This is a genomic window from Variovorax sp. dw_308 (genome assembly GCF_019207085.1).
Lineage (GTDB): Bacteria > Pseudomonadota > Gammaproteobacteria > Burkholderiales > Burkholderiaceae_C > Variovorax.
Window position 1 is genome coordinate 28,673 of sequence record NZ_JAATOM010000024.1, and the last position, 16,297, is coordinate 44,969.

The 16,297-nt window shown below is 66.4% G+C and carries 11 protein-coding genes and 1 pseudogene; 9 read left to right on the top strand and 3 right to left on the bottom strand.

Annotated elements, in window-relative coordinates; all coding sequences use genetic code 11:
• Positions 1-91 precede the first annotated feature (91 nt).
• The 4 genes from HCU76_RS30130 to HCU76_RS30145 all read left to right on the top strand — a co-directional run bounded on the left by HCU76_RS30130 (position 92) and on the right by HCU76_RS30145 (position 3,398).
• Positions 92-580, top strand: a complete 489-nt coding sequence (locus HCU76_RS30130; protein WP_213957410.1) for a YbaK/EbsC family protein — start codon at positions 92-94, stop codon at positions 578-580.
• Positions 577-879 carry a DUF1289 domain-containing protein gene (locus tag HCU76_RS30135; RefSeq protein WP_345944735.1) on the top strand — a complete coding sequence of 101 codons (303 nt, stop codon included), beginning with the start codon at positions 577-579 and terminating at the stop codon, positions 877-879. Before HCU76_RS30130 ends, HCU76_RS30135 begins: the two co-directional genes overlap by 4 nt.
• A complete protein-coding gene (locus HCU76_RS30140; RefSeq protein ID WP_218511293.1) occupies positions 876-1,517 on the top strand; it encodes a 2-hydroxychromene-2-carboxylate isomerase in 642 nt (213 codons plus the stop codon). Before HCU76_RS30135 ends, HCU76_RS30140 begins: the two co-directional genes overlap by 4 nt.
• 192 nt (positions 1,518-1,709) lie before the next feature.
• Positions 1,710-3,398, top strand: coding sequence for an MFS transporter (locus tag HCU76_RS30145; RefSeq protein ID WP_218511294.1), 1,689 nt, complete (start codon positions 1,710-1,712; stop codon positions 3,396-3,398).
• 93 nt (positions 3,399-3,491) lie between these two features.
• Here HCU76_RS30145 and msrA read toward each other — a convergent pair whose 3' ends face one another.
• Positions 3,492-3,998, bottom strand: a complete 507-nt coding sequence (gene msrA / locus HCU76_RS30150) for a peptide-methionine (S)-S-oxide reductase MsrA (protein WP_218511295.1) — start codon at positions 3,996-3,998, stop codon at positions 3,492-3,494.
• Positions 3,999-4,015: 17 nt separating this feature from the next.
• Positions 4,016-4,459: a peptide-methionine (R)-S-oxide reductase MsrB gene (gene msrB / locus HCU76_RS30155; protein ID WP_218511296.1), complete on the bottom strand. Its 444-nt coding sequence runs from the start codon at positions 4,457-4,459 to the stop codon at positions 4,016-4,018.
• A 217-nt stretch (positions 4,460-4,676) separates the two neighbouring features.
• Between msrB and uvrA the strand changes: the two genes are divergently transcribed.
• A complete protein-coding gene (gene uvrA, locus HCU76_RS30160) occupies positions 4,677-10,802 on the top strand; it encodes an excinuclease ABC subunit UvrA (RefSeq protein WP_218511297.1) in 6,126 nt (2,041 codons plus the stop codon).
• A gap of 56 nt (positions 10,803-10,858) precedes the next feature.
• On the opposite strand, the gene HCU76_RS30165 is transcribed toward uvrA, so the two are convergent.
• On the bottom strand, positions 10,859-11,119 hold the full coding sequence (locus HCU76_RS30165) for a hypothetical protein (RefSeq protein ID WP_218511298.1): 261 nt from the start codon (positions 11,117-11,119) through the stop codon (positions 10,859-10,861).
• 136 nt (positions 11,120-11,255) lie between these two features.
• Between HCU76_RS30165 and HCU76_RS30170 the strand changes: the two are divergent.
• From HCU76_RS30170 to HCU76_RS30185, 4 genes and pseudogenes are all read left to right on the top strand, one after another.
• Positions 11,256-12,230, top strand: a pseudogene (locus tag HCU76_RS30170) (tripartite tricarboxylate transporter substrate binding protein).
• Between the two features lie 175 nt (positions 12,231-12,405).
• Complete coding sequence (locus tag HCU76_RS36910; RefSeq protein WP_256354584.1) at positions 12,406-12,903, top strand: Fic/DOC family N-terminal domain-containing protein; 498 nt, start codon at positions 12,406-12,408, stop codon at positions 12,901-12,903.
• Positions 12,904-13,047: 144 nt separating this feature from the next.
• Positions 13,048-14,577, top strand: coding sequence for an amino acid permease (locus HCU76_RS30180; protein WP_218511299.1), 1,530 nt, complete (start codon positions 13,048-13,050; stop codon positions 14,575-14,577).
• Positions 14,578-14,594: 17 nt separating this feature from the next.
• Positions 14,595-16,244, top strand: coding sequence for an amidohydrolase (locus tag HCU76_RS30185; protein ID WP_371319930.1), 1,650 nt, complete (start codon positions 14,595-14,597; stop codon positions 16,242-16,244).
• Positions 16,245-16,297: the final 53 nt, after the last annotated feature.

A 16,297-nucleotide genomic window follows, 5' to 3' on the forward strand; every position in this document is an offset into this window, starting at 1 on the left:
AATTCAAGAATGACTTCCTTGCAATCCTTTCGCGTCCTTCGCGGAACCTTCGCGTCCTCTGCGTCCGGCTCCCGTATTCCTTGCCTTGATCATGTGCGGCTCTGAACTTCATTCCCTGCCCGAGGGCGTTCAGCGCGTGGCGCGCGTGTTGCAGGAGGCCGGCCATCCGCATGCGCCGCAAATGCTCGACGATGCCGCCCGCACCGCGCAACAGGCGGCCGACGCGCTGGGTATTGCGGTGGGGCAGATCGCCAAGAGCATCATCTTCCGCCGCAAGAGCGACGAGTCGGCCGTGCTGGTCATCACCTCGGGCGACAAGCGTGTGGACGAGAAGAAGGTCGACGCCATCGTCGGCAAGACGGGCCGCGCCGATGCGGATTTCGTCAAGTCGAAGACGGGCTTCTCCATCGGCGGCGTCTCGCCCTTCGCGCAGGCCACGCCGGCCGTCACGCTGATCGATCGCGAGCTGTTCCGCTTCGACGAGATCTGGGCCGCCGCCGGCCATCCGCATGCGGTGGTTCGACTTGCGCCGCAAGACCTCGAACGCCTGACCGGCGCGCCCGTCGCCGACGTGGTGTGAACGCCGTGCGCGGCGAGGGCGCGGCCGTGCCGGATGCACCGGCCTCGATACGCGACGACGCCGACTTCGATCCGATGGCTGCCCGTGCCGTCGCGGCGCGTGCAGTCGAGGTGGGAGATTCGGAGTCGGTGCCATCGCCATGCACTTCCGTTTGCCGCATCCACGAAGGCAGCGGCCTCTGCCGCGGGTGTTTTCGGACGCTGGCCGAAATCGCGCAGTGGAGTCGCATGGACGACCCCGGCAAGCGCCGGGTCTGGGCCTGCATCGCACGACGCATCGAAGAGGCGACAGCGCCATGAAGCACATCGACTTCTACCTGGATTTCATCTCGCCCTACGCCTACCTCGCGTTCGAGCAACTGCCCAAGGCGCTGGACGGGCTGAGTTGCAGCGTGGCCTACAAGCCGATCCTGTTCGGCGCGGTGCTCAAGCAGCATGGGCAGCTCGGCCCCGCGGAAATTCCGACGAAGCGCGAATGGACCTACCGGCAGGTGCTGTGGCTCGGGCATGTCCACGGCATCCCCATCGAGATGCCGGCCGCGCATCCGTTCAACCCGCTGGCCCATCTGCGGCTGGCGCTGGCCACCTCGCCGGACGGCAACATCAGCCGCTACGTGGCCGAGACGGTCTTTCGCGAGGTGTGGCGCGGCGGCCAGGAGGCAACTGATGCCGCGCGGCTGGCGGCGCTGGCCGAGCGCCTGGAATTGCGTCGCGAGCCCGGCAGCGATGCGGTCAAGGCGCAACTCAAGGCCAACACCGACGAGGCGCTGTCGCGAGGTGCGTTCGGCGTGCCGGCCTATGCGGTCGACGGCCGGCTGATCTGGGGATTCGACAGCCTAGTGATGCTGCGTGCGGCGCTGCTGGATGACCCGTGGTTCGACGGCCCGCAATGGCACGGCGCGGCAAACCGGCCCTCGCTGCAGCGCGGCCAACGCTGACACTGAAAAATCGCGCAACCGTGCCATATGGCGGTTTTTCCCAGTGTTGAATTCCGCATCTTGAAACCCTCCCAAGGGGTTTCACCCTAGTTTGTAAGCATCTGTCAGTTTCGCGAAAGTCTCGGGTCAGTCCCAAGGCGAAGAATTTGGCACGGTTCCGACTGGGGCCGCATTCATTTTCAGGAGACGACGATGGCAGCAACACTGGATTCCAGAGGGGTGCCGATAGCCGGGCCGATGACGGCGGAAGAAAAGAAGGTCATCTTCGCTTCCTCGCTCGGCACGGTGTTCGAGTGGTACGACTTCTACGTCTACCTGGCGCTCGCGACGATCATTTCGAAGCAGTTCTTCTCGGGCCTCGACCCGACGGCCGGCTTCATCTTCACGCTGCTTGGCGCCGCGGCCGGCTTCGTGGTGCGGCCCTTCGGTGCGCTGGTGTTCGGCCGCCTCGGCGACATGATCGGACGCAAGTACACCTTCCTGGTCACCATCATGATCATGGGTTTGTCGACCTTCGTGCTCGGCCTGTTGCCCAGCTACTCCACCATCGGCGTGGCGGCCCCGGTCATCCTGATCGCGTTGCGCCTGCTGCAGGGCCTGGCGCTCGGCGGTGAGTACGGCGGTGCCGCCACCTATGTCGCCGAGCACGCCCCCAAGGGCAAGCGCGGCGCCTACACGGCGTGGATCCAGACCACGGCCACGCTCGGCTTCTTCCTGTCGCTGATCGTGGTGCTGGCCATCCGCAGCGCGATGGGTGCCGATGCGTTCGGCGACTGGGGCTGGCGCCTGCCGTTCCTGATGTCGATCCTGCTGCTGGCCATCAGCATCTGGATCCGCCTGTCGCTGAATGAATCCCCCGCCTTCCAGAAGATGAAGGCCGAGGGCAAGACCTCCAAGAAGCCGCTGATCGAGTCGTTCGGCGAATGGCGCAACCTCAAGATCGTGATCATCGCGCTGCTCGGCCTCACTGCCGGCCAGGCCGTGGTCTGGTACACGGGCCAGTTCTATGCGCAGCTGTTCCTGATCCAGTCGCTCAAGGTCGACCTCGATACCGCCTACATCCTGCTGGGCGTGGCGCTGCTCATCGGCACGCCCTTCTTCGTGGTGTTCGGCACGCTGTCCGACAGGATCGGCCGCAAGCCGATCATCATGGCCGGTTGCCTGATCGCGGCGGTTGCCTACATCCCGCTGTTCCACAAGCTGACGGAGTACGCCAACCCGGACCTCGCGAAGGCCCAGGAAGTCAACAAGGTGGTGGTCCATTCGAACCCGGCGGAGTGCTCGTTCCAGGGCAACCCGGTGGCACGCGACATCGACTTCACGACCTCCTGCGACATCGCCAAGCGCTTCCTGGCGCAAAGCTCGGTGAGCTACGACAACGCAGAAGTCCCGGCCGGCGCACCCGCCACCGTGACCATCGGCGACAAGGTCATCACCGCGCCGTCGGCCCTCGTGACGAATTCGCGCTTCGACGCCGACAGCACCAAGAAGATCGCCGACTTCAAGAAGGAAATGGGCGAGTCGCTGAAGACGGCCGGCTACCCGACCAAGGCCGATCCGGCCAAGATCAACAAGCCGATGGTGGTCTTCATCCTGACGCTGCTGGTGATCCTGGTGACCATGGTCTACGGCCCGATCGCCGCCATGCTGGTGGAAATGTTCCCGACGCGCATCCGCTACACCTCGATGAGCCTGCCGTACCACATCGGCAATGGCTGGTTCGGCGGCTTGCTGCCGAGTACCGGCTTCGCGATCGTGGCGCAGACGGGCAACATGTACAACGCGCTGTGGTATCCGATCGCGATCGCCGCGATGACATTCGTGATCGGCATGATCTTCGTGCGCGAGACGAAGGACGTCGACATCTACGCCGACGACTGATCCCGCCCACGCGGCACCCGGCTGGCCGGGTGCTTCGCAAGAAGAAGCCTCATGCCGCGCGAGCGCCATGAGGCTTTTCACATGGACTTTTCTTCAGGCAGCGGCGCGTCTTGGCAGGCGCCAGCCTTTCCGGACGAAGTGGCAGGTATAACCGTCGGGAAGGCGCTCCAGGTAGTCCTGGTGCTCCGGCTCGGCCTCCCAGAAAGTCGGCGCAGGGGTCACTTCCGTCACCACCTTGCCAGGCCAGAGCCCGGAGGCATCGACATCCTGGATGGTGTCGAGTGCCACGGCCTTCTGCGCGTCGCTGGTGAAGAAGATGGCCGAACGGTAGCTGGTGCCGACATCATTGCCCTGACGGTTCTTCGTGCTGGGATCGTGAATCTGGAAGAAGAATTCCAGCAGGTCGCGATAGCTGACAACCTCGTTGTCGAAAACGATCTCGATGCCTTCGGCATGCCCCGGATGGCTGCGGTAGGTGGGGTGGTCGTTGCTGCCGCCCACGTAGCCCACGCGCGTGGCTTTCACGCCCGACAGCTTGCGGATGAGGTCTTGCATGCCCCAGAAACAGCCACCAGCCAGCACTGCGGTTTCGGTCGTCATTTGGAGGCTTCCTTTTCTCAGAGTTGAGGGATGTATTCGCCGTAGCCTGTCGCTTCCATTTCCGCTTCCGGAATGAAACGCAGCGAGGCCGAATTGATGCAGTAGCGCAGGCCGCCGAGCGCCTTGGGTCCATCGTCGAAGACATGGCCCAGGTGGCTGTCGCCATGGGTCGAACGCACCTCGGTTCGCATCATGCCGTGGCTGCGGTCCTTGATCTCGTTGACGTTCTCATCGACAACCGTCTTGGCGAATGCGGGCCATCCGCAGCCGGAATTGAACTTGTCGCGCGACGAAAACAGCGGCTCGCCGGAGACGATGTCGACGTAGAGGCCGCGCTCGAAGTGCTCGTCGTACTCGCCGGTGAACGGGCGCTCCGTGCCGCTTTGCTGCGTCACGCGCCGCTGCTCCGGCGTGAGACGGGCAATTGCCTCGGCGCTCTTCTCATACCTGTTGCCTGCCATTCGAGCCTCCGTAAAGTTGAACGAACACCCTACATGGTGCTTCAGGTTGGAATATCCAGTGTTTGGTGTGGGCGGTGTTCGTCACAGGACCGGCCCGTGCAGGCGCCTGGATATGCAGGTCAAACGGCGTGGCGGCCGACGGATGCAAGCGCAAGACCCTGCCACGGCGGGGTCGCAGTGTGCTCCCTAGAATGTTTGCCCCACACCCAAGGCACGCATGACACAGGGCTCCATCCGGATTCGCGGCGCACGCCAGCACAACCTCCAGAACATCGACATCGACATCCGCACGGGCGAGATGACGGTGGTCACCGGCCCGAGCGGCTCCGGCAAGTCCAGCCTGGTGTTCGACACGCTGTACGCGGAAGGGCAGCGTCGGTATGTCGAGACCTTCTCGGCCTACGCGCGCCAGTTCCTCGATCGCATGGACAAGCCGGCGGTGGACAAGGTCGAGGGCGTGCCGCCCGCGATCGCCATCGACCAGACCAACCCGGTGCGTTCCTCGCGCTCCACCGTGGGCACGATGACGGAGCTGAACGACCACCTGAAGCTGCTGTTCGCACGGGCCGCCGAGTTGTTCGACCGCGAGACGGCCTTGCAGGTGCGGCATGACTCGCCCGATTCGATCTACTCGGCGCTGGTCGAGCGCGCGAAGGACGCGGGCGACCCGCGCGTGGTGCTGACCTTTCCGGTGGAGCTGCCGGCGACGACCAGCGCGGAGGAAGTGACGCAATGGCTGTCCGCCAGCGGCTTCACGCGCGTGCACGGCGAGCGCGAGGTCGCCACGCCGACCGGGCCGCGCAAGGTGCTCGACGTGGTGGCGGATCGCTTCCGCATGGCGGGTGCGGAACGGGCGCGCGTGATCGAGGCGATCGAAGTGGCGTTGAAGCGTGGCAGCGGGCGGCTCACGGTCTATGCGCTGGCGGCGGACGAAGGGCGCCCCGCGGAGGGTAGCGAAGCACAGGCGGCGGCGAGCGTGCGGGCGGCAGGCACGCCCGAGGCGTGGAAGTTCTCCACCGGCCTGCACTGCCCCGAGAGCGACATCCGCTACGGCGACCCGCTGCCGTCGATGTTCTCGTTCAACTCGGCCGTCGGCGCCTGCGAAACCTGCCGCGGCTTCGGCCGCGTGATCGGTGTCGACCTCGGGCTCGTGATTCCCAACGACAAGCTCACGCTGCGCGCCGGCGCGATCAAGACGATCCAGACGCCCGCATGGAAGGAGGCGCAGGACGACCTCATGCGCCACGCGGAAGCCGCCGGCGTCCCGCGCGACACGCCCTGGGCCAAGCTCACGCAAGAACAGAAGGACTGGGTCATCGAAGGCTCGCCCAACTACAAGGGCAAGTGGAACCAGCAGTGGTACGGCATCAGGCGCTTCTTCGGCTACCTGGAGAGCAAGGCCTACAAGATGCACATCCGCGTGCTCTTGTCGAAGTACCGCAGCTACACGCCGTGCCCGGTGTGCGCGGGTGCGCGGCTCAAGCTGGAAAGCCTGCTGTGGCGCATCGGCAGCAAGGAAGATGCCGACGCGGTGCTGCCGCCGGAGAAGCGCTTCATGCCGGTGGGCGTGAAGTGGTCGCGTGCGCAGCTGGAGGCGCTGCCGGGGCTTTGCCTGCATGACTTGATGCTGCTGTCGATCGAGCGGCTGCGGCGGTTCTTTGATCGGCAGGTTGCAAGCGGAGAGAGACCCTCACCCCAACCCTCTCCCGCAAGCGGGAGAGGGAGTGAATTGCCTTCTCCCGCGCGCGGGGAAGGGGCTCGGACGAATCTCCTCCCTCTCCCGCCCGCGGGAGAGGGCCGGGGTGAGGGCGAGTTGCAAGCCCTCAAACTCCTCTTCGACGAAATCACCACCCGCCTGCGCTACCTGCACGACGTCGGCATCGGCTACCTCACGCTCGACCGCCAGAGCCGCACGCTCTCCGGCGGCGAAGTTCAGCGCATCAACCTCACGACCGCGCTCGGCACTTCGCTGGTCAACACGCTGTTCGTGCTGGACGAGCCCAGCATCGGCCTGCACCCGCGCGACATGAGCCGCATCACCGAGGCCATGCTGCGCCTGCGCGATGCGGGCAACACGCTGGTCGTGGTCGAGCACGACCCGGCCGTGATGCTCGCGGCCGACCGCGTCATCGACATGGGCCCGGGGCCCGGCGTGCGTGGCGGACAGGTGGTGTTCGACGGCACGGTCGATGCGCTGCGCAATGCCGACACGCTCACCGGCGCCTACCTCGGCGGCCGCAAGCAGATCGGCATGGGCTTCAAGCGCCTCGTGAGCGAGAACACGCACCGCCTGATCCTCGAAGGCGCGCGCGAGCACAACCTGCAGGACGTGACGGTCGAGATACCGCTGCATCGGCTCGTCGTGGTCACTGGCGTCAGCGGCTCCGGCAAGTCGACCTTGATCCAGGACGTGCTGGCGCCGGCACTGATGCGTCACTTCGGCAAGCAGACCGAGACGCCGGGCGCGCACGACCGCCTGCTCGGCGCGGACTACCTGAGCGACGTGGTCTTCGTCGACCAGTCGCCCATCGGCAAGACCGCGCGCTCCAACCCGGCGAGCTATGTCGGCGCCTGGGACGCGGTGCGCGAGATCTTCGCGACCGCGGGCCTGTCCAGGCAACGCGGCTACACCGCCAGCAAGTTCAGCTTCAACAGCGGCGATGGGCGCTGCCCGACCTGCGGCGGCTCCGGCTTCGAGCATGTGGAGATGCAGTTCCTGAGCGACGTGTACCTGCGCTGCCCCGACTGCGATGGCCAGCGCTACCGGCCGGAGATCCTGGAGGTGACGATCGAGCGCGCCGGCAAGACGCTCAATGTGGCGGACGTGCTCGAACTCACCGTGGCCGAGGCGGCGCAGGTGTTCGTGGAAGACCGCGATGTGCTGCGCATGCTGCAACCCATCGTCGATGTCGGCCTGGACTATGTGAAGCTGGGCCAGCCCGTGCCGACGCTTTCGGGCGGCGAGGCGCAGCGCCTCAAGCTCGCGGGCTTCCTGGCCGAGGCTGCGAAGAACGCGACTTCGAGCAAGCAGGCAGTGGCGCGCAAGGGCACCTTGTTCCTGTTCGACGAACCGACCACCGGCCTGCACTTCGATGACATCGCGCGCCTGATGCGGGCGTTGCGCAAGCTGCTCGAGGCCGGGCACTCGCTGGTCGTGATCGAGCACAACCTCGATGTGATCCGCGCGAGCGACTGGCTCATCGACCTGGGGCCCGAAGGCGGGGAGGGTGGCGGCCGCGTCGTGGCCGAAGGAACGCCTGAGCATGTGCGCGAGATGAAGGGCACCTTCACCGGCGAGGCCTTGCGCGACTATGAGCTGGCCATCGGGCCGTCGCGCCTGCGCGCAGCCGAACCTACCGCGCGGTATGGCGCCCCCTCCGAGCGGGAGAAGGCGGGCGCGGGAGAGGGAGCAAGAGGGGAGGGGGCCATCCAGATCGTCAACGCGCGAGAGCACAACCTCAAGAACCTGACGGTCGACATCCCGCGCGGCAAGTTCAGCGTGGTCACGGGTGTGAGCGGCTCCGGCAAGTCCACGCTCGCTTTCGACATCCTCTTCAACGAAGGCCAGCGCCGCTACCTCGAATCGCTCAACGCCTACGCCCGCAGCATCGTGCAGCCCGCGGGCCGGCCCGAGGTCGATGCGGTCTACGGCATCCCGCCGACGGTCGCGATCGAGCAGCGCCTCTCGCGCGGCGGCCGCAAGAGCACCGTCGGCACCACCACCGAGGTCTGGCACTTCCTGCGCCTGCTCTACGTCAAGCTCGGCATCCAGCATTGCATCCACGATGGCGCCGCGGTGCAGCCGCAGACGCCGGACAGCATTGCGGCGCAGTTGTTGAAGACCTTCCGCGGCCAGCACATCGGCCTGCTGGCGCCGCTGGTGAGCAACCGCAAGGGCGTCTACACCGAACTCGCCGATTGGGCGCGACCGCGCGGCTACACCCACCTGCGCGTGGACGGCGCCTTCCTGCCGACGCTGAACTTCCCGCGCATCGACCGCTTCAAGGAGCACAGCATCGAACTGCCCGTGGCCAGCCTCGACGTGCTGCCGGAGAACGAGGCGCTGCTGCGCGAATCGCTCACGCGCGCGCTCGAACATGGCAAGGGCGTGGTGCATGTGCTGAGCCAACTCACCGGCCTCAAGGCCGCGATGATGGCGGGCGCGCCGACCACCGGCATCGGCCGCGTGCAGGTGTTCTCCACGCTGCGCGCCTGCCCCGTCTGCAGCACCAGCTACGCGGAACTCGACCCGCGCCTGTTCAGCTACAACAGCAAGCACGGCTGGTGCCCTGACTGCGTGGGCACCGGCGTGAAGCTCACCAAGGACCAGCGCAAGGTCTACGACGATTCGGTCATGGCCGACGACCAGAAGGGGCGCGAGCAGACCTTTGCGGAGCCTGAGGCAGAGGACGTGGGCGATGTGGATTGCCCGACATGCACCGGCACGCGGTTGAATGCGACGGCGCGCGCGGTGCTGTTCGCGGGGGGCGGGGCCGCCCCTCACCCCGGCCCTCTCCCCAGAGGGGAGAGGGAGGAGGTCGCTTCGGCGCGGGCGCCGGTATTCCTCCCTCTCCCGCTTGCGGGAGAGGGCCGGGGTGAGGGTGCATTCCAAGGCATCGGCATCACCGAACTCGCCCGCATGAGCGTCACCGATATCCGCCAATGGTTCGAAGGCCTCGAACTCATCGGCCGCGATGCCGAGATCGCCCGTGACCTGGTCCCCGAGATCAGGAGCCGCCTCGAATTCCTCGAAGAAGTCGGCCTCGGCTATCTCACGCTCGACCGCGGTGCACCGACGTTGAGCGGCGGCGAAGCGCAGCGCATCCGGCTCGCCGCCCAGCTCGGCAGCAACCTGCAAGGCGTCTGCTACGTGCTCGACGAGCCGACCATCGGCCTGCACGCGCGCGACAACCAGATCCTGCTCGACGCGTTGCACAAGCTCGGCGACAAGGGCAACACGCTCGTCGTCGTGGAGCATGACGAGGACACGATCCGCCGCGCCGATCACATCATCGACATCGGCCCGAGCGCCGGCAAGCGCGGCGGCAAGCTGGTGGCCGAAGGAACGGTGGCCGACATCCAGGCCGCCGTCGATTCGCAGACCGGCCGCTACCTGCGTGACGCCATCAAGCACCCCTTGCAACCCCGCAGGGCTGTCTTGCTCCCTCTCCCCGCCGGGGAGAGGGCAGGGGTGAGGGGCAGCACCGCACAGGCTGCTGCGCCATCCGCAGACCCGCACCCCAACCCTCTCCCGCCAGCGGGAGAGGGAGCCAACAAATGGCTCACCGTCCATGGCGCCTACCTGCACAACCTGCAGGACATCACCGCCACGCTGCCGCTGCATCGCCTCGTCGCCGTCACCGGCGTCAGCGGCTCCGGCAAGTCCACGCTCGCGCGCGATGTGTTGCTCGCCAACGTGCAGGCGGTCGTCGTGCAGCGCATGACCAGGGCCGGCCGCGACAACGACGATGCCGGCAAGCGCCCGGCGTGGGCGGGCTGCAAGTCGGTGAACGGCTACAGCACCATCGACCGCGTGCTCGAAGTCGACCAGACCCCCATCGGCAAGACCCCGCGCAGTTGCCCCGCCACCTACATCGGCTTCTGGGACACCATCCGCAAGCTCTTCGCCGACACGCTGGAGGCGAAGGCGCGCGGCTACGGCCCGGCACGCTTCAGCTTCAACACCGGCGAAGGGCGTTGCCCCGGCTGCGACGGCGCCGGCATCCGCACCATCGCGATGAGCTTCCTGCCCGACGTGAAGGTGCCCTGCGAGGTCTGCCACGGCGCACGCTTCAATCCCGAAACATTGGCCGTCAGCTGGCGCGGCAAGAGCATCGGCGAGGTGCTGCAGATGGAGGTCGACGAGGCGGTCGACTTCTTCGCCGCCATGCCGAACATCAGCCATCCGCTGCAGTTGCTCAAGGATGTGGGGCTGGGCTACCTCACGCTTGGCCAGCCCTCGCCCACGCTGAGCGGCGGCGAGGCGCAACGCATCAAGCTCGTCACCGAACTCAGCAAGGTGCGTGACGACGTCACGCGCCGCGGCAACAAGGCGCCGCACACGCTCTACGTGCTCGACGAGCCGACGGTGGGCCTGCACATGGCCGATGTGGAGAAGCTCATCCACGTGCTGCACCGCCTGGTCAACGGCGGCCACAGCGTGGTGGTGATCGAGCATGACCTCGACGTGATCGCCGAGGCCGACTGGATCATCGATCTCGGCCCTGAAGGTGGCAACGCCGGCGGCCGCATCGTCGCCGCCGCGCCGCCGGAAGAGGTGGTGCGCATCGGCACGCACACCGGCGTCGCATTGGCGCCTGTCTTGGCGCGCGGAACATCATGAGTCGGTCCGCGCCTTCTGGCTGAAGAGACCCCAATGGCCGGCCCGAGCCGGACGGGTCAAAGCTTCCACCACAGCAGCCCCGCCACGATGGCGGGCACCGCGAAGATGCCGAGGAAGATCGGGAGCTCCTCGCCCCACGAGTAGCCGGCGGTGCTGACCCCGACCCACATGTTGACGAAGGCAGCCGCGAGCCAGAGCGGGACGAACACCTTCGCGCCCGCCACCACGCCGGCCATTCCGTGCCCCCACGCATGGCCCAGCAGCAGGCACGCCGCCATCAGCGCAAAACCGCCGCCCAACACGATCACTGTGTGCATGACTTCCTTCCTGGAAACCCGGAACGGCCCGGCAGGGTCGCCCATGGGACATCACGGATTGCTGACTTTCACCTGACCGGGCCCAATGCCCGGCTCGACATCATCGTCCAACGACATCGCCCAGGAGGCCTGCCCCATGTTCACCCGTTCCCACCTGCTTCGCGCCACCGCGCTCGTCGCCCTCTCCGCCGCCGCGCCGCTCGCCGCATGGGCGCAGGGCTTCCCGGCCAAGCCCGTCAAGCTGATCATCGCCTTCCCGGCCGGCGGCCCGACCGACATCACGATGCGGCAATTGGCCGAGAACGCCTCCAGGATCCTCGGCCAGCCCGTCATCATCGACAACAAGCCCGGCGCCGGCGGCACCCTGCCCGCGCAGGCTTTGCAGACCACCGCGCCCGACGGCTACACCATCGCCTAGATCCCGCTCGGCGTGTTCCGCCTCGGCTACACCACCAAGATCAACTGGGACCCGATCAAGGACATCACCTACGTCATCAACGTCACCGGCTACGCCTTTGGCATCGTCGTGCCGGCCAGCAGCCCGTTCAAGACCTGGGCCGACTTCGTCGCCTATGCCAAGGCCAACCCCGGCAAGCTCACCTACGGCTCCACCGGCACGCTGACCAGTCCGCACCTCACCACCGAAATCGTCGCGCAGAAGGCCGGCATCGAACTGCAGCACGTGCCGTACAAGGGCAGCGCGGACCTGTCGCTGGCCGTGCTCAGCGGCCAGTTGATGGCCGCCGCCGACAGCACCGGCTTCGCGCCGCAGGTCGAGGCCGGCAAGCTGCGCGTGCTCAACACCTGGGGCGAGAAGCGCCTGGCCAAGTTCCCCGACGCGCCGACGCTGAAGGAGCTGGGCTACGACGTCGTCCAGAACTCGCCCTTCGGCATCGGCGCCCCCAAGGGCACGCCGCCCGAGGTGGTGAAGAAGCTGCATGACGCCTTCAAGCTGGCGATGGAGGAACCGAGCTACGTCGCCGCGCTCGGTCGCTACGACATGCTGCCCGACTACAAGAGCTCGGCGCAGTACTCCCAGTTCGCCAAGGACACGGTGGCGCGGGAGAAGGTGATCATCGAGAAACTGGGGTTGGCGAAGCCCGTGAATTGATGGCGAGGCTTCCATATGCATAGAAAACGCATTTTTCTATACACGCCGCGGGCGATATGCAAGGAAGCTTGCATTTCCTGTGCATATCCTCGCGCTTGATCAACTGGATCCCGCCCGATTTGGCGCGCCTTGATCCCCCAAGAAGCTGGCCAGCGCGAGTCGCCGGCCTGCGGAATTGAAGGGCATCGCCTCTGCAATTCCCAACCAGGAAATCCTGACCGACACCTTGGGCCTGCAAGAGGCCAAGCACAGTTCCGAGATTGAGAACATCGTCACCACGCACGATGAATTGGTCAAGGGCGATGTGTTGCCCGAGGCCTTCGCGAATCCGGCGACGAAGGAAGTCTTGCGTTATCGCCAGGCGTTGCGTGGGATTCGAGCAGGTCCGATCAAGCGGCCTGATCACGGCGAATCATTTTGTTCAGGTCCAGGCCGAACTGGAGCGCAACAACGCAGGCTTTCGCAAACTCCCAGGTACGGCGCTGAAAGACGGAGCGGGGCGCACGGCCTACACCCCACCGCAGGACCCCGCCGAAACTGTGGCGCCGATGAGTGGGCTGGAGCGCTTCATCAACGACTCGGAGAACTTCGCCGCCGCGGCAACTACTACGTCAATCTGGCGCTCACTGCGATTCTGCCGGGCGAGAACCTCCGCGCAACACAGGGCGCCTGACCCACTCACCAAACCAGCCAACGCGCCGGCTTGCCCACCGGGCCGCTCTATCATTTGCGCGCTGACGGCCGGAGGGACCGCCAGTGCGCCACGACAGGCGCATCCGCGTAGACATAACGACAACCAGAACGGGACGACACCCCTATGCCTGAGCACACGCCGCGCGCCAGCGCGCCCGCCGTTTCCGCAACCGCCGCTTCCGCGACCGAACCCGCCCCCACGCTGCATCGCGTCCTGCGCGCCCGCCACCTGACGATGATCGCCATCGGCGGCTCCATCGGCACGGGACTGTTCGTCGCATCGGGCGCCACCATTTCGCAGGCCGGCCCAGGCGGGGCCTTGCTGGCCTACCTGCTGATCGGCGCGATGGTCTATTTCCTCATGACCAGCCTGGGCGAGCTGGCCGCGTACATGCCGGTGTCGGGCTCCTTCGCCACCTACGGCGCGCTGTACGTGGACGAGGGCTTCGGCTTCGCGCTGGGCTGGAACTATTGGTACAACTGGGCCGTCACCATCGCGGTCGAACTGGCGGCCGCGCAGCTGGTGATGCAGTACTGGTTTCCGGGCAGCTCCGGCGTGCTGTGGAGCGCGCTGTTCCTGGGGCTCATGTTCCTGCTCAACGCCATCTCGGTGAAGGGATTCGGCGAAGCCGAGTTCTGGTTCGCGCTCATCAAGGTGGTGACAGTGATCGGGTTCATCATCCTGGGCCTGTTGATGATCTTCGGCGTGCTGCGCGGCGAAACATCGCCGGGACTGCACAACCTCACCATCGGCGACGCGCCTTTCGTGGGCGGCCTGCCCGCGATGATCGGCGTGGCCTTGATCGCCGGCTTTTCGTTCCAGGGCACGGAACTGATCGGCGTGGCCGCCGGCGAATCGGCCGACCCGGCCACGCAGATTCCGAAGGCGGTGCGCCAGGTGTTCTGGCGCATCCTGCTGTTCTACGTGCTGGCCATCGCGGTCATCGGCGTGCTCATCCCGTACACCGACCCGAACCTCATCAAGACCGACATCGGGCAGGTCGGCGTGAGCCCCTTCACGCTGGTCTTCGAGCGCGCGGGCCTGGCCTTCGCGGCGGGGCTGATGAACGCCGTGATCCTGACGGCGGTGCTGTCGGCCGGCAACTCCGGCATGTACGCGTCCACGCGGATGCTCTTCAACATGGGTGTGGAGGGCAGGGCGCCCAAGGTCTTCGCGAAGCTCACGCGCAACGGCGTGCCCATCAACGCACTGTTCGCGACCACGGCAGTCGGTGCGCTGTGCTTCCTCACCTCCTTGTTCGAGAGCCAGTCGGTCTACCTGTGGCTGCTCAACCTCTCGGGCATGACCGGCTTTGTCGCCTGGCTCGGCATCGCGATCTGCCACTACCGCTTCCGCAGGGGCATGGAGGCGCAAGGCATCGACCCGGACCGGCTGCCGTACCGCTCGCCCTTCTTTCCCTGGGGCCCGATCTTCGCCTTCGGCCTGTGCCTCGTCGTGACCTTGGGGCAGAACTACGCCGCCTTCACCGCCAACCGCATCGACTGGGTGGGCGTGACCGCAACCTACATCGGCATTCCGATTTTTCTGACCTTGTGGCTGGGCTACAAGGTCCTGCGAAAGACGCGCTACGTGCGCTACCAGGACATGAAGTTCGACGAGACACCACTCAAACCAATCAGGGGGAAAAAATGAGATTTCGCGTTTCCGTCATGGCCGTGGCATGCGCTGCCACGAGCATCCTTGTCGTCCCGGCGGCCATGGCCGCACCCACCGTGGTCACCAACGTCCAGGGCTACACGCTTGCCAACAACAAGCTCGTGAGCTTCAGCGGCCTGGCCTTCGACAAAGGCAAGGTGCTGGCGACGGGCAACGACACGGCACTCGTCAAGCGCTACCGCGGCGCCACGCTCGTGGATGGCGAAGGCAAGACGATGCTCCCCGGCCTGTTCGACGTGCACGGCCACGTATTCCGGCTGGGCTTTCGGCGCAACGAGGTGCTGATGGGTGGCACCCAGAACCTCGACGAGGCACTCTCGAAAATCCGCGACTACGCCAAGGCCAATTCCAACCGGCAATGGCTGCTGGGCTCCGGTTGGAACCAGGTGATCTGGAAGCTCGGGCGCTTCCCCACGGCGGTTGAACTCGACAGCGCGGTCGCCGACCGGCCGATGACATTGCGACGCGTCGACGGCCATGCCACCTGGGCCAACAGCAAGGCGTTGCAGGCCGCGGGCATCACCCGCGACACGCCCGATCCGGCGGGCGGGCGCATCGAACGCGACGCCGCGGGCAATCCCAGCGGCGTGCTGGTGGACAAGGCCCAGCTGCTGGTCACGAACATCATTCCCGCGCCCAGCGACGACGAACGCCGGCTGGCACTGAGCACTGCGCTTGCGCACTTCGGCTCGCTCGGGCTCACCAGCGTCGGCGACGCCGGCATCGGCGTGGACGAGGCGCGCATCTACCGCGAGTTCGCCGACCAGAAGAAGCTGACCACGCGCGTCTACGCCATGATCAGCGACGTAGGCGACGACTTCGGCGCATTGAACACGAAGGGTCCGCTCAAGGGCTACGCGCAGGACCGCTACAACCTGCGCGCGGTCAAGCTGCGCGGCGACGGCGCGCTGGGCAGCCGGGGCGCCGCCATGCTCGAGCCCTATTCGGACGACCACGGGAACAAGGGCTTGCTGCTGTCGGACGATGCGACCATGAACAGCAAGGTGCGCATCGCGCTCAAGGCCGGCTACCAGGTCAACACGCATGCCATCGGCGATGCTGCCAACCACCAGATACTCAATGCCTACGAGGCGGCATACAAGGACGTTGGTGGGCGCGGCCTGCGCAACCGCATCGAGCACGCACAGGTGGTGACGCCGGCCGACATTCCGCGCTTCAAGACGCTGGACCTGATCGCCTCCATGCAACCCACGCACGCCACCAGCGACATGAACATGGCAGAAGACCGCATCGGCAAGGAGCGGCTGAAGGGCGCTTACGCATGGCACACCTTCCTCCAGCAGGGAACGGTGGTGGCGGGCGGGTCTGACTTCCCGGTGGAGTCGGCCAATCCGTTCTACGGCCTGCACGCCGCCGTGACACGTACCGACCACGAAGGCAAGCCCGCCCAGGGCTGGCACCCCGAGGAGGCCATGACCCTGCTCCAGGCCTTCCGCGCCTTCACGCTCGATGCCGCTTACGCGCAGCACCAGGAGAAGGTGCTGGGCTCATTGCAGCGTGGCAAGTGGGCCGACTTCATCCTGGTCGACCAGGACCCATTCAAGGCGCCGGCGGCCGACCTGTGGAAGACGCAGGTGCTGCAGACCTGGGTGGGCGGCGAGCGGGTGTTCCGCAAGGAGTGATGCGCTGGAGCGCGGGCGACGGCCCGCTCGGTGGCCGGAACGCCCCGCGCGCC

Bases quoted from the DNA above. Each gene is read 5' to 3' on its own strand.
- msrB (WP_218511296.1), bottom strand. From the start codon at position 4,459: ATGGCAGGCAACAGGTATGAGAAGAGCGCCGAGGCAATTGCCCGTCTC.
- HCU76_RS30180 (WP_218511299.1), top strand. From the start codon at position 13,048: ATGCCTGAGCACACGCCGCGCGCCAGCGCGCCCGCCGTTTCCGCAACC.
- uvrA (WP_218511297.1), top strand. From the start codon at position 4,677: ATGACACAGGGCTCCATCCGGATTCGCGGCGCACGCCAGCACAACCTC.
- HCU76_RS30130 (WP_213957410.1), top strand. From the start codon at position 92: ATGTGCGGCTCTGAACTTCATTCCCTGCCCGAGGGCGTTCAGCGCGTG.
- HCU76_RS30140 (WP_218511293.1), top strand. From the start codon at position 876: ATGAAGCACATCGACTTCTACCTGGATTTCATCTCGCCCTACGCCTAC.
- HCU76_RS30145 (WP_218511294.1), top strand. From the start codon at position 1,710: ATGGCAGCAACACTGGATTCCAGAGGGGTGCCGATAGCCGGGCCGATG.
- HCU76_RS30165 (WP_218511298.1), bottom strand. From the start codon at position 11,119: ATGCACACAGTGATCGTGTTGGGCGGCGGTTTTGCGCTGATGGCGGCG.
- HCU76_RS30185 (WP_371319930.1), top strand. From the start codon at position 14,595: ATGGCCGTGGCATGCGCTGCCACGAGCATCCTTGTCGTCCCGGCGGCC.
- msrA (WP_218511295.1), bottom strand. From the start codon at position 3,998: ATGACGACCGAAACCGCAGTGCTGGCTGGTGGCTGTTTCTGGGGCATG.